The 23,929-nt window shown below is 62.8% G+C and carries 19 protein-coding genes and 2 riboswitches; of the genes, 13 read left to right on the top strand and 6 right to left on the bottom strand.

Annotated features, from left to right (window positions below; genetic code table 11):
* Positions 1–95 precede the first annotated feature (95 nt).
* Positions 96–1,235, top strand: a complete 1,140-nt coding sequence (locus AC30D9_RS24275) for an ABC transporter substrate-binding protein (RefSeq protein ID WP_490145023.1) — start codon at positions 96–98, stop codon at positions 1,233–1,235.
* A gap of 87 nt (positions 1,236–1,322) precedes the next feature.
* Here AC30D9_RS24275 and AC30D9_RS24270 read toward each other — a convergent pair whose 3' ends face one another.
* Together AC30D9_RS24270 and metH are read right to left on the bottom strand one after the other, a co-directional pair.
* The gene (locus AC30D9_RS24270; protein ID WP_063322005.1) at positions 1,323–1,541 is read right to left on the bottom strand and encodes a DUF2970 domain-containing protein; all 219 of its coding nucleotides are present in this window, start codon (positions 1,539–1,541) and stop codon (positions 1,323–1,325) included.
* A gap of 54 nt (positions 1,542–1,595) precedes the next feature.
* Positions 1,596–5,306 (bottom strand): methionine synthase, encoded by a 3,711-nt coding sequence (metH, locus tag AC30D9_RS24265; RefSeq protein WP_490145022.1) that lies wholly within the window; start codon positions 5,304–5,306, stop codon positions 1,596–1,598.
* 155 nt (positions 5,307–5,461) lie between these two features.
* Between metH and AC30D9_RS24260 the strand changes: the two genes are divergently transcribed.
* Complete coding sequence (locus AC30D9_RS24260) at positions 5,462–7,753, top strand: fatty acid cis/trans isomerase (RefSeq protein ID WP_490145021.1); 2,292 nt, start codon at positions 5,462–5,464, stop codon at positions 7,751–7,753.
* Between the two features lie 116 nt (positions 7,754–7,869).
* Positions 7,870–8,454 carry a Fe-S biogenesis protein NfuA gene (gene nfuA, locus AC30D9_RS24255; protein ID WP_109751793.1) on the top strand — a complete coding sequence of 195 codons (585 nt, stop codon included), beginning with the start codon at positions 7,870–7,872 and terminating at the stop codon, positions 8,452–8,454.
* Between the two features lie 102 nt (positions 8,455–8,556).
* Here the strand turns inward: nfuA and cobM are convergent, their stop codons facing one another.
* From cobM to AC30D9_RS24235, 4 genes are all read right to left on the bottom strand, one after another.
* Positions 8,557–9,303 carry a precorrin-4 C(11)-methyltransferase gene (gene cobM, locus AC30D9_RS24250; protein WP_490145020.1) on the bottom strand — a complete coding sequence of 249 codons (747 nt, stop codon included), beginning with the start codon at positions 9,301–9,303 and terminating at the stop codon, positions 8,557–8,559.
* Between the two features lie 77 nt (positions 9,304–9,380).
* Positions 9,381–9,785, bottom strand: a complete 405-nt coding sequence (locus AC30D9_RS24245; RefSeq protein WP_490145019.1) for a cobalamin biosynthesis protein — start codon at positions 9,783–9,785, stop codon at positions 9,381–9,383.
* Positions 9,782–10,477, bottom strand: a complete 696-nt coding sequence (locus AC30D9_RS24240) for a CbtA family protein (RefSeq protein WP_490145018.1) — start codon at positions 10,475–10,477, stop codon at positions 9,782–9,784. The genes AC30D9_RS24245 and AC30D9_RS24240 overlap by 4 nt, the downstream gene beginning before the upstream one ends.
* 11 nt (positions 10,478–10,488) lie before the next feature.
* Positions 10,489–10,677 carry a CbtB domain-containing protein gene (locus tag AC30D9_RS24235; protein ID WP_014338677.1) on the bottom strand — a complete coding sequence of 63 codons (189 nt, stop codon included), beginning with the start codon at positions 10,675–10,677 and terminating at the stop codon, positions 10,489–10,491.
* 101 nt (positions 10,678–10,778) lie between these two features.
* Positions 10,779–11,001, bottom strand: a riboswitch (cobalamin riboswitch).
* A gap of 213 nt (positions 11,002–11,214) precedes the next feature.
* Positions 11,215–11,427: riboswitch (cobalamin riboswitch) on the top strand.
* Between the two features lie 97 nt (positions 11,428–11,524).
* Between AC30D9_RS24235 and cobW the strand changes: the two genes are divergently transcribed.
* The 10 genes from cobW to AC30D9_RS24185 all read left to right on the top strand — a co-directional run bounded on the left by cobW (position 11,525) and on the right by AC30D9_RS24185 (position 23,917).
* On the top strand, positions 11,525–12,589 hold the full coding sequence (gene cobW / locus AC30D9_RS24230) for a cobalamin biosynthesis protein CobW (RefSeq protein ID WP_210643887.1): 1,065 nt from the start codon (positions 11,525–11,527) through the stop codon (positions 12,587–12,589).
* Positions 12,590–12,592: 3 nt separating this feature from the next.
* Positions 12,593–16,366: a cobaltochelatase subunit CobN gene (gene cobN, locus AC30D9_RS24225; RefSeq protein ID WP_490145017.1), complete on the top strand. Its 3,774-nt coding sequence runs from the start codon at positions 12,593–12,595 to the stop codon at positions 16,364–16,366.
* 191 nt (positions 16,367–16,557) lie between these two features.
* Positions 16,558–17,559, top strand: coding sequence for a magnesium chelatase ATPase subunit I (locus AC30D9_RS24220; RefSeq protein ID WP_490145016.1), 1,002 nt, complete (start codon positions 16,558–16,560; stop codon positions 17,557–17,559).
* A gap of 101 nt (positions 17,560–17,660) precedes the next feature.
* Positions 17,661–18,224 (top strand): vWA domain-containing protein, encoded by a 564-nt coding sequence (locus AC30D9_RS24215; protein WP_307571194.1) that lies wholly within the window; start codon positions 17,661–17,663, stop codon positions 18,222–18,224.
* 199 nt (positions 18,225–18,423) lie between these two features.
* Positions 18,424–20,070 (top strand): phospholipase D-like domain-containing protein, encoded by a 1,647-nt coding sequence (locus AC30D9_RS24210; RefSeq protein WP_490145015.1) that lies wholly within the window; start codon positions 18,424–18,426, stop codon positions 20,068–20,070.
* A gap of 72 nt (positions 20,071–20,142) precedes the next feature.
* Entirely contained in the window at positions 20,143–20,466 is a 324-nt protein-coding gene (locus AC30D9_RS24205; protein ID WP_373459153.1) for a YdcA family protein, read from the top strand.
* Between the two features lie 425 nt (positions 20,467–20,891).
* Positions 20,892–21,740, top strand: a complete 849-nt coding sequence (locus AC30D9_RS24200) for a transporter substrate-binding protein (RefSeq protein WP_210643898.1) — start codon at positions 20,892–20,894, stop codon at positions 21,738–21,740.
* Between the two features lie 54 nt (positions 21,741–21,794).
* Positions 21,795–22,457: an amino acid ABC transporter permease gene (locus AC30D9_RS24195; protein ID WP_436132212.1), complete on the top strand. Its 663-nt coding sequence runs from the start codon at positions 21,795–21,797 to the stop codon at positions 22,455–22,457.
* A 9-nt stretch (positions 22,458–22,466) separates the two neighbouring features.
* On the top strand, positions 22,467–23,129 hold the full coding sequence (locus AC30D9_RS24190; protein ID WP_109751805.1) for an amino acid ABC transporter permease: 663 nt from the start codon (positions 22,467–22,469) through the stop codon (positions 23,127–23,129).
* On the top strand, positions 23,126–23,917 hold the full coding sequence (locus tag AC30D9_RS24185; RefSeq protein ID WP_134923747.1) for an amino acid ABC transporter ATP-binding protein: 792 nt from the start codon (positions 23,126–23,128) through the stop codon (positions 23,915–23,917). Before AC30D9_RS24190 ends, AC30D9_RS24185 begins: the two co-directional genes overlap by 4 nt.
* Positions 23,918–23,929 lie beyond the last annotated feature (12 nt).

Here is a 23,929-nt window from a genome sequence, read left to right as displayed (position 1 = left end):
CCAGCCGTTGCAGGCTACGTGAAGGTTTCGCGTTCATGTGCCCGTTCGCCACCCGGGTCGTTATACTGGGTGGCGTATTGTTTGGGGCGGGCGGGATGTTGAAGTTTATCTGCAGGCTACTGGGGCTGTTATGCCTGTCATTCTGGGCGCATGCCCAAGCCGCCAATGCGGTGTCTTCTTCGACCGAAGCTGTGGTCGCCAGGCCGGCTGCTCCTTCAGTCGTATTCCTTAACCCTGGGTACTCCACCGAAACCTTCTGGGTCAGCTATACCGAATTCATGCAAGCGGCGGCCAGCGGACTGGGCCTGCGACTGCGTGTGGAATATGCAGAGCGCGATCCCCAGCTCATGATTCGCCAGGCGCGCGAGGTTATTACGGCGAAAGACCGTCCGGACTATCTGGTGCTGGTCAACGAACAGTATGTCGCCCCGCGAATCCTGCAATTGGCGCAGGGCAGTGGGGTCAAGCTGTTCCTGGTGAATAACACGTTGACCAGCGATCAGAGTCGCCTGTTGGCGGAGGGCGGTACCCTGCCTGCCGAGTTGCTCGGTAGCCTGGTGCCCAACGATGAGCGCAGCGGCTACCTGATGCTCAAGGAGCTCTTGCGTCAACACGGGCCGCTGGCGCCTGGGCAGACCCTCGACTTGCTGGCATTTTCCGGGAAGAAAATCACCCCTTCGGCGCAACTGCGCGAGAAAGGCTTGCAGCGGGCGCTGGCCGAGCACCCGCAGGTGCATCTGCGTCAGTTGGTCTATGGCGAGTGGAATCGTGAACGGGCTTATGAGCAGGCGAGCCAGTTGGTCAAGCGCTATCCGCAGACCGCGCTGGTCTGGTCGGCCAACGATGAAATGGCCCTGGGCGCCATGCAGGCGTTCGAGGAGGCCGGTCGCCAGCCGGGCAAGGACGTGTTGTTCAGCGCGATGAACAGCTCCAGGGCGGCGCTCCAGGCCCGTATCGACGGGCGCCTGAGCGTCCTGTTCACCGGTCATTTCAGTCTGGGCGGCTGGGCCATGGTCATGCTCCATGATCATGCCCAGGGCGTCGATCTCGCGCGTCATGGCGGCTACAACCAGCAGCTCGACCTGATGCAATCGCTCGATCCGGCCCGCGCCCGCGCGTGGCTGAACATGAATCCTGCCAAGGACTACCGCCTGGACTTCAAGCGCTTCAGCCTGGTGTCCCACCCGGATGGCGAGCGCTATGCCTTTTCGCTCGATGCGCTGGGGCGGCGCTAGAGCGGCTCAGATCGAGGCTGGCGAGACGGGGAATATGACTGTTTCGGTTCGAAAGAGAGATCTGGTTCCATACTGTGCAGATACGTTCTATACGCCCGCAAAGTACAACACCAGATTGACGATCCCATACAACGTCAACCCGAAAATCACCGTAAACAGGATGCCGAGGATGATGAAGTGGCTCGGCTTGCCATGGGTGAAGTCGCGGGCGCGGTTTTTCCCGCTTTGCACGCCAAAGGCCGCAGCTCCCACGCTGTGCAGCATTTGCCAGAGGGTGGGCGCCTTATTTTCGGTCGGTTCGTCCATGATGCTCTCCATACACAAGGTCGTATGTGGAGAGCATAGTCAATTGCTGCGGACTTAGTTGTCGTAGCCCAGGTTCGGTGCCAGCCAGCGTTCGGTCACGCTCAGGTCCTGACCCTTGCGTGCGGTGTAGCTCTGGACCTGGTCCTTGTCGATCTTGCCCACGGCAAAGTACTGCGCCTGGGGATGGGCGAAATACCAGCCGCTGACCGCTGCCGCCGGGAACATGGCGTAGTGTTCGGTGAGGAATACGCCGCTGCGTCCGGCCTTCAGTTCGCTGGCCTCGGGGTCGAGCAGGCGGAACAGGGTAGCTTTCTCGGTGTGATCCGGGCAGGCCGGGTAGCCGGGGGCAGGGCGGATGCCGGTGTACTGCTCCTTGATCAGCGCCTCGTTGTCCAGGCTCTCGTCCTGGGCATAACCCCAGTGCTCCTTGCGCACCTGTTGGTGCAGCCATTCGGCACAGGCTTCGGCCAGGCGGTCGGCCAGGGCCTTGACCATGATCGAGTTGTAGTCGTCGCCGGCTTCCTGGTAGGCCTTGGCGACTTCTTCGGCGCCGATGCCGGCGGTGGTGATGAAACCGCCGACGTAATCGGTCACGCCGCTGTCTTTGGGCGCGACGAAGTCAGCCAGGGAGAAGTTCGGCTTGCCGTCGGTCTTGATGATCTGCTGGCGCAGGTGATGCAGGCGCGCAAGTGGCTTGCCATCGTCGCCGTAGACTTCCAGGTCATCGTCATGCACCTGGTTGGCCGGCCAGAAGCCGAACACCGCACGGGCGCTGATGAGCTTCTCGTCGATCAGCTTGCGCAGCATCGCCCGGGCGTCGGCGTACAGCGCGGTGGCCGCTTCGCCGACCACTTCGTCGGTGAGGATGCGCGGGTATTTGCCGGCCAGGTCCCAGGAAATGAAGAACGGCGTCCAGTCGATGTATTCGGCCAGGACGTTCAGGTCAATGTTGTCCAGCACCTTGGCGCCGGTAAAGGTCGGCTTGACCGGCTGGTAGCTGCTCCAGTCGAACTGCGGCTTCTTGGCCACGGCGGCGGGGTAGCTCAGGCGCTCGGTGCGGGCACTGCGGTTGGCGGTGCGTTCACGCACGTCCATGTAGTCCAGGCGGGTCTTCTCGACGAACGCCGGCTTGAGTTCCTTGGACAGCAACTGCGTGGCCACGCCAACGGCGCGGGAGGCATCGGTGACGTAGATCACCGCGTCGTTGCTGTACTTGGGCTCGATCTTCACCGCCGTGTGGGCCTTGGACGTCGTCGCGCCGCCGATCATCAACGGCAGGTGGAAGTCCTGGCGCTGCATCTCGCGCGCCACATGCACCATCTCATCCAGCGACGGGGTAATCAGGCCGGAGAGACCGATGATGTCGCATTTCTGCTCCCTGGCCACCTGCAGGATCTTCTCCGCCGGCACCATCACGCCCAGGTCGACAACGTCATAGCCGTTGCAACCGAGCACCACGCCGACGATGTTCTTGCCGATGTCATGAACGTCGCCCTTGACCGTGGCCATGAGGATCTTGCCCTTGGCCTCCGGCTTGTCGCCTTTTTCCGCCTCGATGAACGGAATCAGGTGGGCCACGGCCTGTTTCATCACCCGTGCGGACTTGACCACCTGGGGCAGGAACATTTTGCCGGCGCCAAACAGGTCGCCGACGATGTTCATGCCGGCCATCAGCGGGCCTTCGATGACCTCGATCGGCCGGGCGAAAGACAGTCGCGATTCCTCGGTATCTTCAACGATGTGGGTGGTGATGCCCTTGACCAGCGCATGTTCCAGGCGCTTGTTCACCTCCCAGCCGCGCCACTCCTCGGTTTCCGCTTCCTTGACGCTGCCGTCACCCTTGTACTTGTCGGCGATGGCGAGCAGGGCGTCGGTGCCTTCGGGGGTACGGTTGAGGATCACGTCTTCCACGGCGTCGCGCAACTCCACCGGGATCTGGTCGTAGATCTCCAGTTGGCCGGCGTTGACGATGCCCATGGTCAGGCCCGCGCGGATCGCATAGAGCAGGAACACCGAGTGGATCGCCTCGCGCACCGGATTGTTGCCGCGGAACGAGAACGACACATTGGACACGCCACCGGAGGTCAGCGCGTAGGGCAGTTCATCGCGGATGTAGGCGCAGGCGTTGATGAAGTCCACGGCATAGTTGTTGTGCTCTTCGATACCGGTGGCGACGGCGAAGATGTTCGGGTCGAAGATGATGTCTTCCGGCGGGAAGCCGACTTCGTTGACCAGGATGTCGTAGGAGCGCTTGCAGATTTCCTTCTTGCGTGCCTCGGTATCGGCCTGGCCGGCTTCGTCGAAGGCCATCACCACCACGGCGGCGCCGTAGCGCTTGCACAGCTTGGCGTGATGGATGAACTGCTCGACGCCTTCCTTCATGCTGATGGAGTTGACGATGCCCTTGCCCTGGATGCACTTGAGGCCGGCCTCGATCACTTCCCATTTCGACGAGTCGATCATGATCGGCACGCGGGAAATGTCCGGTTCGCCGGCAATCAGATTGAGGAAGGTCACCATGGCCTTCTTCGAATCGAGCATGCCCTCGTCCATGTTGATGTCGATCACCTGGGCGCCGGCCTCGACCTGTTGCAGGGCCACTTCCAGGGCTTCGGTGTAGTTGTCCTCGCGAATCAGCCGGGCGAACTTGGCGGAACCGGTGATGTTGGTCCGCTCGCCAACGTTGACGAACAAGGAACTGCGATCGATGGTGAACGGTTCCAGGCCCGACAGGCGGCAAGCCCGTGGGATCTCCGGGATTGGCCGCGGCGCATAGCCGGCCACGGCCTTGGCGATGGCTTCGATGTGCGCCGGGGTGGTGCCGCAGCAGCCGCCGACGATGTTCAGGAAGCCGCTCTGGGCGAATTCCTCGATGACTTTGGCGGTCTGGGCGGGCAACTCATCGTATTCACCGAACTCATTGGGCAGGCCGGCGTTCGGGTGGGCCGAGACATGGGTGCTGGCCTTGTTCGACAGCTCTTCGAGGTACGGGCGCAATTCGCTGGCGCCCAGGGCGCAGTTCAAGCCCACGGAGATTGGCTTGGCGTGGGCCACGGAGTTCCAGAACGCTTCGGTGGTCTGCCCGGAGAGGGTGCGGCCGGAGGCGTCGGTGATGGTGCCGGAGATCATGATCGGCAACTCAACGCCCAACTCTTCGTAGACCCCTTGCACGGCAAAAATCGCTGCCTTGGCGTTCAGTGTGTCGAAAATGGTTTCGATCAGGATCAGGTCGGCGCCGCCTTCGATCAGGCCCTTGGTGGCCTCGGTGTAGTTCTCCACCAGTTCGTCGAAGGTCACGTTGCGGTAGCCGGGGTTGTTCACGTCCGGCGACAGCGAGCAGGTGCGGCTGGTCGGGCCGAGCACGCCGGCGACGAAGCGCGGTTTGTCCGGGGTTTCCAGGGTCTTGGCGTCGGCCACCTTGCGGGCCAGGCGGGCGCCTTCCAGGTTCAGCTCGTAGGCCAGGCCCTGCATGCCGTAGTCGGCCTGGGACACCTGGGTGGCGTTGAAGGTGTTGGTTTCCAGGATGTCGGCGCCGGCATCCAGGTAGGCTTTTTCGATGGCGCCGATCACGTCGGGACGGCTGAGCACCAGCAAATCGTTGTTGCCTTTGACGTCGCTCGGCCAGTCGGCAAAACGCTTGCCGCGGTAGTCCTGTTCTTCCAGCTTGTAGCTCTGGATCATCGTGCCCATGCCGCCGTCGAGGATCAGGATGCGTTCCTTGAGGGCTTGCTGGAGAAGATAAAGGCGAGCGCTGCGATCGGACATAGGACTACCTGGAAAAAAGACCATTACGAAGGCCGGGATGATAGCAAACCTGTGCTGGATTTGATCATGATGGGGTTTTGCATGAATATCGCTCATGTTTGCAAGGCGATGCTGGCCCGGTAGAATCGCCGGACTATCTCTTAGGGACCCGAGACATGCCGTACCGCGTCTTATTCGGCAGTCTGTTGCTGCTGTTGTCTATTACCGCAGCCGCCGGGAGTCCCGCTCCCGCGATCTCCTACACTCGCGACATCCAGCCGATCTTCACGGAAAAATGCGTGGCCTGCCATGCCTGCTACGATTCCGCCTGCCAGTTGAACCTGGGCAGCGGCGAAGGCGTTGCCCGGGGCGCGAGCAAGCTGTCGGTGTATGACGGCGAGCGGCGCCAGGCGGCCGACCCGACCCGCTTGTTCTATGACGCCTCGGGCCAGCGCGCCTGGCAGCGCAAGGGCTTCTACTCAGTGCTCGACGCCCAGGGCAGCCAGGCTGCCTTGATGGCGCGGATGCTGGAGCTGGGCCACAGTGCGCCGTTGCAGCCCAACGCCAAGCTACCGGAAGACATCGTGCTCGGGCTCAACCGGGATAACAGTTGCCCGATGCCTGGACAATTCGACGAGTACGCTGCCACCCATCCCCGGGAAGGCATGCCCTTGGCCGTCACCGGCCTGACCGACCAGCAATACCAGACCCTGCAGCGCTGGCTGGCCGCCGGCGCTCCCATCGATCAGCAGGCCCTGGCCCCGAGCGCCGCCGAAGCCTTGCAAGTGGTGCAATGGGAAAACCTGCTCAACGCCCCCGGTGCCCGGGAAAGCCTGGTGGGCCGCTGGTTGTTCGAGCATTGGTTCCTGGCGCATATCTATTTCAAGGACGGCGAACCGGGGCATTTCTTCCAATGGGTGCGTTCGCGCACTCCCACCGGCCAGCCCATCGACCTGATCAACACCCGCCGTCCGAACGACGATCCCGGCACTCGCGTTTATTACCGGCTCTGGCCGGTGCAAGGGGTGATCGTGCACAAGACCCACATCACCTATGGCTTGAGCGCGGCGAAGATGGCGCGGATCAAGAGCCTGTTCTACAGCGGCAAATGGCAGGTCAGCGCCTTGCCGGGCTACGGGCCGGAGCGCCGGGCCAATCCGTTTTCCACGTTTGAAGCGATTCCGGCGCAAGCGCGCTACCAGTTCATGCTCGATAACGCCGAGTATTTTGTGCGCACCTTCATCCGCGGGCCGGTGTGCCGGGGCCAGATCGCCACGGATGTGATCCGTGACAATTTCTGGGCGTTGTTCCAGGCTCCCGAGCATGACCTGTACATCACCGACCCGAACTACCGCGGCCAGGCCACGCCGTTGCTGGCGATGCCCGGGCAGAACGATGACGTGGGCAGCGTTCTCAGCCTGTGGCTCGACTACCGCGACAAACGCAACGAGTACGAAGCCTTGCGCCGCGACAACTATGCCGAGCTTCCGGCGCCGAGCTGGTCGACGTTATGGGCCGGCAATGACAATGCGCTGTTGAGCATTTTCCGGCATTTCGACAGTGCTTCGGTCACCAAGGGATTGATCGGGGAGGTGCCACAGACGATGTGGCTGTTCGATTTCCCGTTGCTGGAGCGTACCTATTACCAGTTGGCGGTGAATTTCGATGTGTTCGGCAACGTCTCCCATCAGGCCCAGACTCGCTTGTATTTCGACCTGATCCGCAACGGCGCGGAGCAGAATTTCCTGCGCTTGATGCCGGCCGACTCCCGGGAAGGCTACCTCGACGACTGGTATCAGGCCGGCGGCAAGTTCAAGATGTGGCTCGATTATGAGTCCATCGACAATGACAAGCCGACCGCCCTCAAGCTCGACGAACGCGACCCCAAGCGCGATTTTGCCCAGCAATTGCTGGCCCGTTATGGCGACCTGAATGCGCGGCCCGATCCGATCAACCGTTGCGACGGCGCCTACTGCTCGCGGCCGAACATCGATCCGACGTTGCAAAACGCCGAGCAGGCCCTCAGTCGGCTGGTGTCGCGCCCGGCGGCGGGGCTCAAGGTGATCGACCAACTGCCGGAAGCGACCCTGCTGCGCATCGAAACCGCCAGCGGTCATCGTGAGGTCTACAGCCTGCTGCGCAACCGTGCCCACAGCAACGTGGCGTTCCTGTTGGGCGAGGAGATGCGCTACCAGCCGGGTCTGGACACGCTGACGGTCTATCCGGGCGTGCTCAGCAGCTACCCGAACTTCATCTTCAACATCCCCGCCGGGCAGGTGCCGGCGTTTGTCGATGCCATGGAAAACGCCCAGGACGTGCCGGCGTTCGAGCGGATCGTCGAGCGCTGGGGGATTCGTCGCAGCCACCCGCAGTTCTGGGACTACTTCCATGATCTGGACCGTTATATCCAGGAAACGGAGCCTCTGGAGGCCGGTGTGCTGGACATGAATCGCTACCAGAACCTCTGATCGGGAGGCCCGGCGACGGAACCCGTCGCCGCTGGCTGCTTTCCCGACAAAAATACTGGGACTTTGTCCGGCGCGTTGATTGGCGTAAACTGCCGACAAGCCTGCGAGGAGTTCCCATGACCGCTATTACGATTACCGATGCCGCCCACGATTACCTGGCCGACCTGCTGTCCAAGCAGAACACCCCAGGTATCGGGATCCGCATCTTCATCACCCAGCCCGGCACCCAGTACGCTGAGACGTGCATTGCCTACTGCAAGCCGGGGGAAGAGAAAGCCGAAGACACCGCGCTGGGGCTCAAGAGCTTCACCGCCTACATCGACTCGTTCAGCGAAGCGTTCCTGGACGATGCGGTGGTCGACTACGCCACCGACCGCATGGGCGGCCAGTTGACCATCAAGGCGCCGAACGCCAAGGTGCCGATGGTCAATGCCGACAGCCCGGTCAACGAGCGCATCAATTACTATCTGCAAACCGAAATCAACCCGGGGCTGGCCAGCCACGGCGGCCAGGTTTCGCTGATCGACGTGGTGGAAGACGGTATCGCCGTGCTCCAGTTCGGCGGCGGCTGCCAGGGCTGCGGCCAGGCTGACGTGACCTTGAAGGAAGGCATCGAGCGCACCTTGCTCGAGCGCATTCCAGAGCTCAAGGGCGTGCGCGACGTGACCGACCACACGCAGAAAGAAAACGCCTACTACTGATAGGTGTTCGCTGCGGATATAAAAAACGGTGCCCGTGAGCACCGTTTTTTTATGGGCGCAGATCCGACCGCCGCCAATCCCTGTTGGCTCTTGCTGATTGAGTCAAGGCCTGTAGAGATGCGCATGCCCGGCGCGGTACAGCGACGATTCGCTGAACACCTCATTACCCAGCACGCGCCCCACCAGAATCAGCGCCGTACGGCGAAAACCCTTGGCCTGCACCTTCTCGGAGATATCGGCCAGCGTCCCCAGCACCCATTCCTGATCCGGCCAGGTCGCCCGGTGAATCACCGCGATTGGACAATCGGCGCCGTAGTGGGGCAGCAGTTCGTCGACGATTTTTTCCAGATGATTGACCCCCAGGTGAATCGCCATGGTCGCCCCGTGTTGCGCCAGGCTGCTGAGTTCTTCCCCAGCGGGCATCGGGCTTTTGTCTGCGTAGCGGGTGAGAATCAGGCTTTGGGAGATGTCCGGCAAGGTCAGTTCGGCGCCCAGCAGGGCGGCGCAGGCTGAGGTCGCGGTGACGCCTGGGATGATCTCGAAAGGGATGTCCAGTTCCCGCAGGCAACGAATCTGCTCACCGATGGCACCGTACAGGCTCGGGTCGCCAGAGTGCACCCGGGCCACGTCCTGCCCCTTGAGATGGGCGCTCTTGATCAATTCGATGATCTGTTCCAGGTGCAGCTCGGCGCTATTGATCACCTGTTCGGCGCGATGGCCTTCAATTACCGCCGTTGGCACCAGGGATCCGGCGTAGATGATCACCGCGCAGTTGCGGATCAGTCGTTGGCCTTTGACTGTGATGAGGTCCGGGTCGCCGGGGCCGGCGCCGATGAAGTAAACGGTCATGACCGGCTCCTGTGAAAGATGGGTGAGCGTCGTCCAGATGAAGATCGCTCATGATCCTGGGGGCGGATTATCGGGATTTACGACGCGCGCGCCAATGCCAACGTGCTCATGGGGCCTTTTTGACGGGGAATCAGCAGCATCGCGGGCGTCGTGCCCAATTGGTCGGCCAGGGCCAGGGCGGCGCTTTCGGCGATGCCATAGCAGCCTGTGCGTTCGAAGGCGATCTCGGAGCGGTGACTGAGTCGCCCCTGGTAGCCGGCCAACTGCTCGGCGCTGAAGCAAGTCAGCGGCAGCGCCAGTTGTTCGGCCAGCTCCAGCAGGCCCGGTTCGTCACGCTTGAGGTCGATACTGGCCAGGGCTTGCACCTGATCGAGCGCAATGCCGTGGGCCAGCAGTGTCTGGTCGAGCAAGGCCCGCAGCGTACTGGCCGGGCAACCACGCTGGCAGCCCAGGCCGATCACCAGGATCGGCTCGGTGGTCATGCGTCGTGGTGGGTTTGGCTATCGCGGCGAAACAGCCAGGCGCTGATCAGGCCCAGGGCCAGCCAGAACGCGATGTTGGTCAACTGCGAGGCGATCTTGAATTGGCTTTCCAGCGCTTCGGGCGCCAGCATCGAGTGAACTTCCGGCTGCGGTGCGCCGATGACATGGGGCACCAGCAACGTCGCCACGCCCAGCAGCTTGAGCAGCCAATGTCTGCCGAAGGCGATCAGGGCGATGCCCACCGCCGTGGACGCCGCAGTGCCGATCCACCACATCTGCCGCTGGGCCAGGTCGGCTGCAGCGGTGCCGGGTAGTTCCGGTGGCAGGCCGAGGGTCGGCGCGAGGACAAAGGTGGCGTAACCGGCCAGGCCCCAAAGCAGCCCCTGGGAAGTGCGAGTCGGGGCGCGCAAGGTGTACAGGCCCGCCAACATCAGGGCGAAACCCACCGCGACCACCAGGTTGCCGCCGGTGGTGGACAGCACGCGCTGCCAGCCATCTTCCGGTTCCCAGGCTTCGGCATCATGGGTGTGGGCAACGCCGTCGGCGTGTTCGTGGACCTCGGCGGCTGGAGCCTTCTCATAGGTTTCAGCCTGGAGAATCAGCGGTGATACCCAGAAACTTTGCAGCAGGGTCAGCAGCAGGGCGGCCAGCAAGCCGCTGAAACCGGCGGTCTGCGCGATACGCTTGATCATGTCGTCGGTTCTCAATGGCACGGGAAGGCGGCGCTGTGGCGGGTGTCGTGGGCCGCGTTGTGCACCGCTTCGATGTGGGAGAAACCGGCGAAATAGACCAGGCCGGCGCCCAGGATCGAGGCCAGGATCGCGGCGCTCAGGCGTTGGCTCAGGGTAGTGGTGCTGCTGGCGGTGCGGGCGGTGCTGCTGATGGTCGACATGGCGCTTCCCTCTGTTCTTGTTCAGTGGGTGATTCGAGCGCAATGAAACCCCGGGCGAAAGCCCGCCAAGGTTCGAACAGCGCCCGCCCACCGCGGGTTTGTTGATGCTTGAGTCATGGGCCGGTCTCCGGGCTTGCGAGGGGCCGGGCTTGTGCCTGGCCTGCAAGCGTCACCTTCCCATGTCGACAGACACAGTGGTTCAGACGCTTCGCTCGCTTACCGTTGCGGGGGCAGCACCGGACTGACGTGGCCTTGAAGTAAAGCACACGATTCACCGGTTTCCCGTTTCACCCTGTGAAGGGCACCCGTAACTAGGCGCACAGGAGAGCATGGGCGGGGGCGGGACGTCAATTGGCATGGGTTTGCAGATTGACAGCGAGTTGAACCCATCGCGAGCAGGCTCGCTCCCACAATGAATCGCGCCGGACACAACATTCATGTTCAACCAAGATCAACTGTGGGAGCGAGCCTGCTCGCGATGAGGCCAGCGCATGCACCGCAAAACGCTCTGGAGATTGACCCGCCCCCACACCCTGCGTAGCCTTGCATCTTCGAGGTTCTTCGGCCTGTGCCGAAGCTAAGAAGGGAACGCGGTCCAAGCCGCGGCTGCCCCCGCAACTGTGAACGGTGCTGTTTCTGCAAGGCCACTGTGCATGCCCTTTACACCAGGCGCACGGGAAGGCGCAGCAATCGCCAGTCAATGACTGGCCCGCCGTCAGCCAGGAGACCTGCCTCGACGCAGATTCTCACTACAACCGGGCGGGGTGATCCGGTGGCGAAATCTTCCGCGCATGCCTTGCCTGCGGTTGTCGTCCCGTTTGCCCGCCACTTTGCCAAGGGGCATCGGATGAAAACACTGGCCAAACTTCCCGTCACCATCGTCACCGGTTTCCTCGGCTCGGGTAAAACCACCTTGCTGCGGCACATGCTCGACAACGCCCAGGGCCGCCGCATCGCCGTGATCGTCAACGAGTTCGGCGAGCTGGGCATCGACGGCGAGATCCTCAAGCAGTGCTCCATCGGTTGCACCGAAGAAGAAGCCAACGGCCGTGTCTACGAACTGGCCAACGGTTGCCTGTGCTGCACGGTGCAGGAAGAGTTCTTCCCGGTGATGCGCGAGCTGGTGGCCCGGCGCGGCGACCTCGACCACATCCTCATCGAAACCTCCGGCCTGGCCCTGCCCAAGCCGTTGGTCCAGGCCTTCCAGTGGCCGGAAATCCGCAGCGCCTGCACCGTCGATGCGGTAATCACGGTGGTCGACAGCCCGGCCGTGGCCGCCGGCACCTTCGCCGCCTTCCCTGACCAGGTCGATGCCCAGCGCAAGCTCGACCCGAACCTGGACCACGAATCGCCGCTGCACGAACTGTTCGCCGACCAACTGGCCAGCGCCGACCTGGTGATCCTCAACAAGGCCGACCTGATCAGCCCTGAAGACCTGGCAAAAGTCCGCCTGGAAGTGGCCGAAGAGCTGCCGCCGGCGGTCAAGGTCATCGAAGCCAGCAGCGGTCGCCTGCCGTTGGACGTGCTGATCGGCCTGGGCGCCGGCTCCGAAGAACACATCGACAGCCGCCACAGCCACCACGATCATCACCATGACGGCGACGAAGACGACCATGATCATGACGCCTTCGACTCCATTTCCATCGAGTTGCCCCAGGCCGACGAAAGCCTGCTGCTGGACGCGTTGACACAACTGGTGGTCCAGCACAGCGTGCTGCGGGTCAAGGGTTTCGCGGCGATCCCGAACAAGCCGATGCGCTTGCTGATCCAAGGCGTCGGTACGCGGTTCGACAAGCATTTCGACCGCCAGTGGGGCGCCGATGAAGCGCGGGTCACCCGGCTGGTGCTGATCGGCCAGGCGCTCGATGCCGGGCTGCTTGAAGCGCAGTTGCGCGCCGCTCTCAGCGTCTAAGCCATGCACCTGCTCAGGACCCAGCCCGGCGGCTTTGTATCGGACGACAACATTGCTGACCTGGGGCAAACCCCAGCCGAACTGGTGATCCTGTGCAGCGGTGATTCCAGCCTGGCGCTACTGGCCGAAGCGGCCAGGCAGTTGCCAGGCGATTATCCGGAGTTTCGCCTCGCCAACCCGATGCAGGTGCAGAACCACGCCTCGGTGGACCTGTATTTCGAGGACGTACTGCGCCACGCCAAGGTCATCCTGTTGTCGCTGCACGGCGGCATCGGCTATTGGCGCTACGGCATCGAGCGCCTGATGGAATTGGCCGGGCGTGGGGTGAAGCTGATCCTGGTACCGGGGGATGATCGCCCGGACCCGGAGCTCAGTGACCTGAGCAACGTGCCCGTCGAGGATCGCGACCGGCTCTGGCAGTTCTTGCGCCAGGGTGGCTTGGGCAATGCCCTGGACCTGTTTCACAACCTGGGCAGCCAATGGTTCGGCCGTGATTATCCGTGGGAGGAACCGCAAGTCCTGCCGCGCACGGCGATTTATCACCCCGCAAACACCAACGCCAGCCTCGGCGATTGGCAAGCCGACTGGCGGGCCGATCTACCGGTGGCGGCGGTGCTGTTCTATCGCTCCCACCTGCAAGCGGCGAACACCGCGTTCATTGACGTGTTCTGCCAGCGCTTGCAAGTGGCGGGGCTCAATCCACTGCCGATTGCCGTGGCCAGCCTCAAGGAACCCGGTTGCCTCGCGCTGGTGGAAGATTGGCTGGATGAGGTCGAAGCCGGGGTGATTCTCAACACCACCGGCTTCGCCCAATCCAGCCCTGAAGCGCCGCACCTGCGGCCGTTTCGCCGCAACATCCCGGTGATCCAGGCGATCTGTGCCCAGGACAACGAACCCGGCTGGCGCGCCAGCGAACAGGGCCTGGGCTCGCGGGACCTGGCGATGCACATTGCCTTACCGGAGCTGGACGGACGGATCATCAGCCGCCCGATCAGTTTCAAGGACCTGGCCTGGCGCAGCGAGCGCAGCCAGAGCGATGTGGTCTGTTACCGGGCCGTGCCCGAGCGCATGGATTTTGTTGCCGAACTGGCCCGGCGCTGGACCACCCTGGCGCGCCTGCCCAACGGCGAAAAGCGCGTGGCGCTGATCCTCGCCAACTACCCGACCCGGGACGGGCGTATCGGCAACGGTGTCGGCCTGGACACCCCGTCGGCGGCGCTGAATATCCTGCGGGCCATGCAGGCCGAGGGTTATCCATTGCCGGGCGAACTGCCGACCAGCGGCACCGCGCTGATCCAGCAATTGCTCGGCGGGGTCAGCAACGACCTGGACAGCCTCGACTTGCGCCCGTGTCACCAGAGCCTGGCCCTCGACGCTTACCAGGCCCTGTTCGATGCATTGCCCGAGGCCAACCGCCAGGCGGTGCTGGAGCGTTGGGGCTCGCCCGAGCATGACCCGATGTTCCGCGACGGGCGCCTGATGGTCGCCGGCCTGCGCCTGGGCCTGACCTTTGTCGGCATCCAACCGGCGCGGGGTTATCAGGTCGATCCAAGTGCGGTGTACCACGACCCGGACCTGGTGCCACCCCACGGTTACCTGGCGTTTTATTTCTGGTTGCGTCACACCTACGGCGTCCACGGGGTGATCCACGTCGGCAAGCACGGCAACCTCGAATGGCTGCCGGGCAAGGGCGTCGGGCTGTCGGAGAGTTGCTGGCCCGATGCATTGCTGGGACCGCTGCCGAACATCTATCCATTTATCGTCAACGACCCGGGTGAGGGCGCCCAGGCCAAGCGTCGGACCCAGGCAGTGATCATCGACCACTTGATGCCGCCGCTGACCCGCGCCGAAACCTACGGGCCGCTGCGTAACCTCGAGCTGTTGGCCGACGAATACTACGAGGCGCAGTTGCTCGATCCGCGCCGCGCCCGGGAACTGCAACGGGACATTCTGAAGCTGGTGCGCGAGACGCACATCGACCGCGAGCTGCAACTCGATGCCGCGCTCGACAGCGATGCCGACGCAGCGATCTGGCTGCCGCGCCTGGACACCTATCTGTGTGATTTGAAGGAATCGCAGATCCGCGATGGCCTGCACATTTTTGGTGAATCGCCCAGCGGACGCCTGCGTATCGACACGCTGCTGGCGTTGCTGCGCATACCCCGTGGCGATGGCAAGGGCGCGCAGTCGAGCCTGCTGCGAGCACTGGCCAAGGCGTTCGGGTTGGGTTTCGATCCGCTGGATTGTGCCCTGGCCGAGCCCTGGACTGGCGACTGCCCCGAAGCGTTGCGCCGGGTCAGCGCCGAGCCTTGGCGCACCGCTGGCGATACCCGCGAGCGCCTGGAACTGTTTGCGGCGCAGTTGATCGAGCAGGCCCTGGATGGCGCGGTCGAGCAATTGAATGTGGCAGGTTGGGAGGTGGTCAGCAGCATCATTGAAAACCTGCGATCCGTCGTGGCCCCACACCTGGACGCCTGCGGCCCGGCGGAAATGCGCGGCTTGCTCGATGCCCTGGACGGGCGCTTCGTCCCGGCCGGGCCCAGCGGCGCGCCGAGTCGTGGCCGCCTGGATGTGTTGCCCACCGGGCGCAACTTCTTCTCGGTGGACGTACGTAACCTGCCCACCACCACGGCGTGGCGCATCGGTTTCCAGTCGGCGAACCTGATTCTTGAACGGCACTTGCAGGACCACGGCGATCACCTGCGCCAGCTTGGCCTGTCGGTGTGGGGCACCGCCACCATGCGCACCGGCGGCGACGACATCGCCCAGGCCATGGCGTTGATGGGTGTGCGCCCGGTGTGGGCCACCGGCAGCCAACGGGTCGATGATTTCGAGATTCTGCCGTTGAGCCTGTTGGACCGGCCCCGGGTCGATGTGACGCTGCGGGTGTCAGGTTTTTTTCGTGACGCCTTCGCCAATCTGATCCGTCTGTTCGATGCGGCGGTGCAGGCGGTGGCCGCCCTCGATGAACCGGACGACATGAACCCCTTGGCGGCCAAGGTCCGTGGCGAGCGCGAAGCCCTGCTGGCCTCGGGTCTCGAACCTGAGGTTGCGGCCCGCCAGGCCGGTTGGCGGATCTTCGGTGCCAAGCCTGGTGCCTATGGTGCGGGCGTGCAGGGCGCGATTGACGGTCGCTTATGGCAGAGCCGCGAGGATTTGGCCGAGGTGTACCTGAACTGGGGCGGCTACGCCTACGGCGCCAGTGATGAAGGCAGCGTCGCTCGGGATCAATTCTCCCGGCGCTTGAGCCAGGTGCAAGCGGTGTTGCAGAACCAGGACAACCGCGAGCACGACCTGCTCGATTCCAACGATTACTACCAGTTCCAGGGTGGCATGCTGGCAGCCGTGGAGACCCTCAGCGGTGCGGCGGCGGCCAGTTACCATGGCGATCACAGCCAGCCGGATTTGCCAAAGATCCGCACCCTGAAGGAAGAACTCAACCGCGTCATCCGCTCCCGCGCGGCGAATCCGAAGTGGATCGACGGTGTGAAGCGTCACGGCTATAAAGGTGCGTTCGAACTGGCGGCGACGGTGGACAACCTGTTCGCGTTCGACGCCACCACCCGATTGATCGACGATCACCAATACGCGTTGCTGGCCGATGCCTACCTGCTTGACCCGGGCACCCGGGATTTCGTCCGCCAGCACAACCCCGATGCCCTGCGGGACATGACCGAGCGCATGCTCGAAGCGCAGCAGCGGGGGATGTGGCAGGAACCGGGCGAGTATCGCCAGGCGCTGGAGAATTTGTTGTTGGACATAGAAGAAGACAACTGACTTGTCTATTTGCAGGCTAGACACAACCCCTGCGATGGGCTGAATTGTGGCGAGGGGATTTATCCCCGCTGGGTTGCGAAGCGATCCTCTTGTCTACATTGGGGCCTGCTTCGCAGTCCCACGGGGATAAATCCCCTCGCCACAAGTACTCTGTTCACGTTGACGTTACCGACCACCCTTGAGAATTAGCTATGACCGATACCCCGCATTTTCCGCTCTGCGCCGTGGTCGGCGCCGATGACTTGAAACTTGCCCTGTGCCTGGCCGCCATCGATCCAAAGATCGGCGGCGTGCTGATCGAAGGTCCGCGGGGCATGGCCAAGTCGACGCTGGCCCGGGGCTTGGCGGACCTGCTGGCCAGTGGTCAATTCGTCACCTTGCCCCTCGGTGCCACGGAAGAGCGGCTGGTGGGTACCCTCGATCTGGACGCAGCTTTAGGAGAGGGGCGCGCGCAATTCTCTCCCGGCGTGCTGGCCAAGGCTGACGGTGGCGTGCTGTACGTCGATGAAGTGAACCTGCTGCCCGATCACTTGGTGGACTTGCTGCTCGATGTGGCCGCCAGCGGCACCAACCTGATCGAGCGCGATGGCATTTCCCACCGGCATCCGGCGCGCTTTGTGCTGATCGGCACGATGAACCCGGAAGAGGGCGAATTGCGCCCGCAATTGCTCGACCGTTTCGGTTTGAATGTGGCCCTCGACGGTCACACCGCCCCGGTTGAACGTGGGCAGATCATTCGGCGGCGGTTGGATTTCGACAGTGATCCTGCGACCTTCTGCGCGGAGTGGGAGAGCGCCCAGCGGCAACTGCGCGAACGTTGCCAGCAGGCGCGCGACCGCTTGGCCGGGATCGCCCTGGATGACTGGGCGCTGGCGCAGATCACCGAGCGCTGCTTTGCCGCCGGGGTCGATGGTTTGCGCGCCGACCTGGTCTGGCTGCGAGCGGCCCGGGCCCATGCCGCCTGGCGCGGGGCCGCCGCGATTGCCGCTGAAGACATTGATGCGGTCGCCGAGTTTGCCTTGCGTCACCGGCGGCATGGACATTCAGCACCGACACCGTCCCAAGCGCCGCAAACGCCTGCCAATGCAACGAGCCAGACCAACGAAGGCCAGGGCCAGTGGGGTGACTTGCCGGCCCGGGCATTGCCGACCGGTGCCCGGCGTGAAGTGCCGAGCTGGCCAAAAAAGCCCTAGGCATTCGCCCCCGTTCACCGGCGGGGGCGAATGCCAGACCCCGTGCGGGACGACTCGACCAGGGCCGCCACGGCCATGGCAAAGCGGCGGCCAGCGGTGCAGTGAACTGGCCGGGGACGTTGCTCAATGGTCGTCCGCGCCTGTACGAAGACCTGCGCTTTCACGCTCGCCATCGCTCGCCCCATGAGTTGTGGCTGGTGATCGTCGATGCCTCGGCCTCGACCCGTCGACATCGAGCCCTCAGCGATGGCAAAGGCCTGCTGGCGCAACTGTTCGACGATGCCTACCGACAGCGTGCCCGCTTGGCCCTGCTGACGGCCAGCGGCTCTGTGCCGAACTGGCAGGTGCAGGGGCTCAAGGCCTCCGCCGGCCTGCGAACTTGGCTCGATGGCCTGGGCGCCGGTGGCGGTACACCGTTGCTCGCGGCGCTGAACGAGGCCGGGCGCTGGTTGACGGCGCGACGCAAGCGTTTCCCTGCGGAGCAGCAGCGCGTGTTGCTGATGACGGATGGGCGAGTGAAAGAAGGGCTGGCACTGCCATGCCTGGATTGCCCGTGCCTGTTGATCGACATCGAGCGCGGCCCGATTCGCCTGGGTCGGGCCCGGCAACTGGCGGGGCAGTTGGGGGCGGAGTATCGGCATATCGATGAAGGGCTATCCAGCTGAGATTTACGGTGTTGGATCGGGCCTCATCGCGAGCAGGCTCGCTCCCACATGGATTGTGTTTTGAACACATGACGACTTACCACCAATGGCCCCTTGTGGGAGCGAGCCTGCTCGCGATTAGCGTCACCTCGGTCCCGGATCTGTCTCCTTAACCTGGATCACTGCTCTATGCTCAGGCAGTCCCTCACAGGAGTGAACCATGCGCATACTCGTCACCAACGCCCAGGACGATTTTCGGGTCAAGGCCTATGCCGGCACCAACGGTGTGCTGCTCGCCATGGACCTGGCCGAACCCAGGCGCAAGGGCTTGCTGGGTTTTGCCATCGAGAAGCAGCAGGGTGACAAACCCTGGCTGTTCCTGTTCAACAGCCTGACCTTTCCCGACAAGGCCCACACGTTCCCGCAATTCCACGCCACCCCCAGCGACAAGGCTCCGTTGCAGAAATTTCGTTGGGCCGACTACGCTGTCAACCCCGGCGTGACGATCCACTACCGCGTGCACCTGGCCTATGGCAGCCCCGATGCGCCGCAATTGGGCGAATCCCTGGAGGTCACGGTCACCAGCGACGACGGCCAGCCGGCCAATCAGCGGGTCATCTTCAATCGGGCCGTGGCCGCCAGCCAGGCGTTCCAGCGCAAGTTTCCTGAAGTGGATGCGCTGATTGGCGCGAACAAGAATCTGTCCATCGATGACTGGCCCGACGCCCCGCGCCGTTGGCTGGAGAACGGCTTGCTGGGTCGCTTGACCGGTTTCATCGACCGGGCACTGGATGCCAACTGGGCCTTGGATGTCGCCATCTATGAATACGAACTGCCAGTGATCGTCGACGCGGTGACGGCCGCCCATACTCGCGGTGCCCAGGTGAGGGTGCTGTACCACGCCGAGCCGGGCGACGACACCACGGCGCGCAACGAAGCCAGCCTCGAAAAAATGCCGGCGGCCAACAAGCGTGGACGAGTCACCCATAACATTTTCCACGATAAGTTCATCGTACTGAGCAAGGTGGATGGCAGTGGTTCATTGCAACCGGAAGCTGTGCTGTGCGGCAGCACCAACTTCACCGCCAATGGTGTCTACCGCCAGGCCAACGTCGTTCATGTGCTGGATGATTCTCGGGTGAGCACCAGCTACCTGCAGGTGTTCGAGCAAATTTGGGCCGAGCCTCAGGACGTCGATGCCACTCGCCAATGGCTGACCCGCAACAACGCCATGGCACCACAAGAGGCGTTGTTCGCCGGGTTTTCACCGCGCACCGGGGAGGGCGATCTGGATCGCTTTGTCGACATCATCAAGGGCGCGCGAAAGGACTTGTTGTTCGTCACCGCCTTTGTGCTGCCCGACCGCATCCTCGACGCCGTGCTCGGCCAGCCCAATGACGATGTGCTGCGCTACGGCCTGCAAAACACCAAGAGCCGCATCACTGGCTTTCACGCCGACCGCACCGCCGAATTCGCCGCCACCGCACTGCTCAACACCGGCCTGGAAGGCTGGCTCAAGGAGAACATGAAAGGCCAGAAGGGCAACCTGCTGGTGCACACCAAAGCCATCGTCACCGACTTCACCAGCGACACACCGACCATCATCAGCGGCAGCCACAACCTGAGCGCCGCGGCCAGCAGCGGCAATGACGAGAACTACCTCATCATCCAGGGCGACACCGACCTGGCCGACCGTTACGGGCTGGAACTGTTGCGCTTTTATGAGCACTACCGCTTCCGCTATTTCGCAAAAAAACTCGCGCTCAAGCAGGTCAAGCCCCTGGCGGCGGACGACAGTTGGAGCGATGACTATTACCGCGATGGGGATCTGCGGATGTTGTCCAGGGTGAGGTTTTGCGGGCGTTAGGTGCTACCGGTATCCGGTGATAGCATAGGGCTACCTATCAGCCAGGAAGCTGTCATGAGTCTCTGTCACGGAATGTCCGGTTTACTGCGCACCAGTGTCGCAATCCTGTTGTTGGCCCTGGGTACTTCGGCCCTCGCTGCCAATCAACCGTGTTCCGGACGCAAGGGCGGGATTGCCGGGTGTGATGGCGATACCTTCCTGTGCAATGACGGCTCCATCAGTGCTTCGAAGAAGTCCTGTTCTGCTGTGCTCGGGCTGCGCAATGAAGCTCGGCCGCAGTCGTTGCTCAAATCTTCCGACGGTTGCCAATGTGGCAGTGGCAATTATTGCGTCGGGCCCCGGGGTGGGGTCTATTGCCTCACGCCTGGCGGCAGCAAGAGCTACAAGCGCAAGTAGGCCGCCTACCTTTCAGCAACACCACCGAACATAATGTGGGAGCGGGCTTGCTCGCGAAGGCGGCGTGTCAGTCAACCAAGAAGTTGAATGTACGCCCCCTTCGCGAGCAAGCCCGCTCCCACAGGTACTCATTCACAATTCCACTTCTGCTTTTAGCGCACGCCCGTTTCGTTTCGGTGCAGTGCCACCCGGCGCAGCTCCGGTTTGGGGCCCTATTACCCGTGCGTCGTGGCCAACGGTAGCAACCGCATTTGCACACGGGCGCCACCGTCCGCAGGTCTGTTTTTCCCATCCCCCTGATTTTCTTCACTTTCCATTTTCCTCTCCCATGGCTCTCAAGCCTGTGGCACACTTTCTGCTGTCTATTCCGTTGTTACATACCATGTTCCGGTATAGCGGAATAAACTCATTCTGGAGTGCTTGCCATGCAACGCCGACCTTCCTTGTTCAAAGCGTGTGTTTTTCTCTTCGCGGCCACGACGGCTGCCATGGGTGTCGCCCAGGCGGCCGACAGCAAGCTGGACAGCGTGCTGCAGCGCGGGAAATTGATCGTGGGCACGGGCAGTACCAATGCGCCGTGGCACTTCCAGGGAGCGGATGGCAAGTTGCAGGGTTTTGATATCGACATCGCACGGATGGTCGCCAAGGGCCTGTTCAATGACCCGGAAAAAGTCGAGTTCGTGGTGCAGTCTTCTGATGCACGCATTCCCAATCTGCTGACCGACAAGGTCGACATGAGTTGCCAGTTCATCACCGTCACCGCCAGCCGTGCCCAGCAAGTGGCGTTTACCTTGCCGTACTACCGCGAAGGCGTGGGCCTGCTGCTGCCGGCCAACAGCAAGTACAAGGAAATCGAAGACCTCAAGGCGGGTGGCGACGGTGTCACCGTGGCGGTACTGCAGAACGTCTACGCCGAGGAGCTGGTGCACCAGGCACTGCCCAAGGCCAAGGTTGACCAGTACGACAGTGTCGATCTGATGTACCAGGCGGTGAACTCCGGTCGTGCCGATGCCGCTGCTACCGACCAATCCTCGGTCAAGTACCTGATGGTGCAGAACCCTGGTCGCTACCGCAGCCCGGCCTACGCCTGGAGCCCACAAACCTATGCTTGCGCGGTCAAGCGTGGCGACCAGGACTGGCTGAACTTCGTCAACACCACCCTGCATGAAGCCATGACCGGCGTGGAGTTCCCGACATACGCAGCGTCGTTCAAACAGTGGTTCGGCGTCGAGCTGCCATCGCCAGCGATCGGTTTCCCTGTCGAATTCAAATGACCCTGTGAGCCCGGGGCGCCATTTTTGGGCGCCCCGTTGAAGGTACTGTCGACCATGAATTATCAGTTGAACTTTGCCGCCGTCTGGCGCGATTTCGACACCTTGCTGGCGGGGCTCGGCCTGGGGCTGTCCCTGGCGCTGGTGTCGATCGCCATCGGTTGCGTGATCGGCCTGGCGATGGCGTTCGCGCTGCTGAGCAAGCATCGGCTGTTGCGGGTGCTGGCGTCGGTGTATGTCACGGTGATCCGCAATACGCCGATCCTGGTGCTGATCCTGTTGATCTACTTCGCCTTGCCGAGCCTGGGCATTCGCCTGGACAAGCTGCCGTCGTTCGTCATCACCCTGTCGCTGTACGCCGGTGCTTACCTGACCGAAGTGTTCCGTGGCGGGCTGCTGAGCATTCACAAGGGCCAGCGGGAAGCGGGGCTGGCCATCGGCCTGGGCGAGTGGCAGGTGAAGGCCTACATCACCGTGCCGGTGATGTTGCGCAACGTGCTGCCGGCCTTGTCGAACAACTTCATCTCGCTGTTCAAGGACACCTCCCTGGCGGCGGCGATTGCCGTGCCGGAGCTGACCTATTACGCCCGCAAGATCAACGTGGAGAGCTACCGGGTGATCGAAACCTGGCTGGTGACCACGGCGCTGTATGTCGCGGCCTGTTATCTCATTGCCATGGTGCTGCGGTATTTCGAGCAACGCCTGGCGATCCGCCGTTAGGAGTGTTCCATGTACGAATCCCCCAGTTGGTTGCATGAGTTGTGGGTCGCCCGGGACACTCTGTGGGCCGGTTTCCTGACCAGTGTGCAGTGTTCGGTGCTGGCGATTTTGTTGGGCACCTTGATCGGCCTGGTCGCCGGGCTGGTGCTGACTTACGGGCGGACCTGGATGCGTGCGCCATTTCGCTTCTACGTCGATCTGATCCGCGGCACGCCGGTGTTCGTGCTGGTGTTGGCCTGTTTCTACATGGCCCCGGCGCTGGGCTGGCAGATCGGCGCGTTCCAGGCTGGTGTCCTGGGCCTGACGCTGTTTTGTGGCTCCCATGTCGCCGAGATCGTGCGCGGCGCCTTGCAGGCATTGCCCCGTGGGCAGATGGAGGCGAGCCAGGCCATCGGCCTGACGTTCTACCAGTCGCTGGGCTATGTGCTGTTGCCCCAGGCGTTGCGGCAGATCTTGCCGACCTGGGTCAATTCCTCCACCGAGATCGTCAAGGCCTCGACCCTGTTGTCGGTGATCGGCGTCGCCGAATTGCTGCTCAGCACCCAGCAGATCATCGCCCGGACCTTCATGACCCTGGAGTTCTACCTGTTCGCCGGCTTTCTCTTTTTCATCATCAATTACGCCATCGAATTGCTCGGGCGGCACATTGAAAAGCGGGTGGCCTTGCCATGACTGACGTTTCGAATTTCTCTAACACCCAACCGCTGCTGGACATTCGCGGCTTGCGCAAACAATACGGCCCGCTGGAAGTGCTCAAGGGTGTGGACCTGAGCATGCAACGCGGCAACGTGGTCACGCTGATCGGCTCCAGCGGCTCGGGCAAGACCACGCTGCTGCGCTGCGTGAACATGCTCGAAGAATTCCAGGGCGGGCAGATCATGCTCGACGGCGAGTCCATCGGCTATGACGACATCGACGGCAAGCGCGTACGCCACCCCGAGAAAGTCATCGCCCGGCACCGCGCCATGACCGGCATGGCCTTCCAGCAATTCAACCTGTTCCCGCATTTGACCGCGTTGCAGAACGTCACCCTGGGCCTGCTCAAGGTGAAAAAGCTGCCCAAGGACGAAGCGGTGGCCCTGGCCGAAAAATGGCTGGAGCGGGTTGGCCTGTTGGAGCGGCGTGATCATTTTCCCGGCCAGTTGTCTGGTGGCCAGCAACAGCGCGTGGCCATTGCCCGGGCGATCGCCATGAACCCCAGCCTGATGCTGTTCGATGAAGTGACCTCGGCCCTGGACCCGGAACTGGTCGGCGAGGTGCTCAACGTGATCAAGGGCTTGGCCGAAGACGGCATGACCATGCTGCTGGTGACCCACGAAATGCGCTTCGCCTTCGAGGTCTCGGACAAGATCGTGTTCATGAACCAGGGCCGGATCGAAGAGCAAGGGCCACCCAAGGAACTGTTCGAGCGGCCGCAATCGCCGCGTCTGGCGGAATTTCTCAAGAACACACGGTTTTAACTTTCTATTCAA

It is taken from the genome of Pseudomonas sp. DF11 (assembly GCF_058148565.1).
This window is presented reverse-complemented; position numbering and strand designations above follow the sequence as displayed.

Bases quoted from the DNA above. Each gene is read 5' to 3' on its own strand.
- AC30D9_RS24185 (WP_134923747.1), top strand. From the start codon at position 23,126: ATGACTGACGTTTCGAATTTCTCTAACACCCAACCGCTGCTGGACATT.
- cobW (WP_210643887.1), top strand. From the start codon at position 11,525: ATGAAAACACTGGCCAAACTTCCCGTCACCATCGTCACCGGTTTCCTC.
- AC30D9_RS24245 (WP_490145019.1), bottom strand. From the start codon at position 9,785: ATGACCACCGAGCCGATCCTGGTGATCGGCCTGGGCTGCCAGCGTGGT.
- cobM (WP_490145020.1), bottom strand. From the start codon at position 9,303: ATGACCGTTTACTTCATCGGCGCCGGCCCCGGCGACCCGGACCTCATC.
- AC30D9_RS24240 (WP_490145018.1), bottom strand. From the start codon at position 10,477: ATGATCAAGCGTATCGCGCAGACCGCCGGTTTCAGCGGCTTGCTGGCC.
- nfuA (WP_109751793.1), top strand. From the start codon at position 7,870: ATGACCGCTATTACGATTACCGATGCCGCCCACGATTACCTGGCCGAC.
- AC30D9_RS24260 (WP_490145021.1), top strand. From the start codon at position 5,462: ATGCCGTACCGCGTCTTATTCGGCAGTCTGTTGCTGCTGTTGTCTATT.
- metH (WP_490145022.1), bottom strand. From the start codon at position 5,306: ATGTCCGATCGCAGCGCTCGCCTTTATCTTCTCCAGCAAGCCCTCAAG.
- AC30D9_RS24195 (WP_436132212.1), top strand. From the start codon at position 21,795: ATGAATTATCAGTTGAACTTTGCCGCCGTCTGGCGCGATTTCGACACC.
- AC30D9_RS24190 (WP_109751805.1), top strand. From the start codon at position 22,467: ATGTACGAATCCCCCAGTTGGTTGCATGAGTTGTGGGTCGCCCGGGAC.
- AC30D9_RS24210 (WP_490145015.1), top strand. From the start codon at position 18,424: ATGCGCATACTCGTCACCAACGCCCAGGACGATTTTCGGGTCAAGGCC.
- AC30D9_RS24270 (WP_063322005.1), bottom strand. From the start codon at position 1,541: ATGGACGAACCGACCGAAAATAAGGCGCCCACCCTCTGGCAAATGCTG.
- AC30D9_RS24275 (WP_490145023.1), top strand. From the start codon at position 96: ATGTTGAAGTTTATCTGCAGGCTACTGGGGCTGTTATGCCTGTCATTC.
- AC30D9_RS24200 (WP_210643898.1), top strand. From the start codon at position 20,892: ATGCAACGCCGACCTTCCTTGTTCAAAGCGTGTGTTTTTCTCTTCGCG.
- cobN (WP_490145017.1), top strand. From the start codon at position 12,593: ATGCACCTGCTCAGGACCCAGCCCGGCGGCTTTGTATCGGACGACAAC.
- AC30D9_RS24220 (WP_490145016.1), top strand. From the start codon at position 16,558: ATGACCGATACCCCGCATTTTCCGCTCTGCGCCGTGGTCGGCGCCGAT.
- AC30D9_RS24235 (WP_014338677.1), bottom strand. From the start codon at position 10,677: ATGTCGACCATCAGCAGCACCGCCCGCACCGCCAGCAGCACCACTACC.
- AC30D9_RS24205 (WP_373459153.1), top strand. From the start codon at position 20,143: ATGTCCGGTTTACTGCGCACCAGTGTCGCAATCCTGTTGTTGGCCCTG.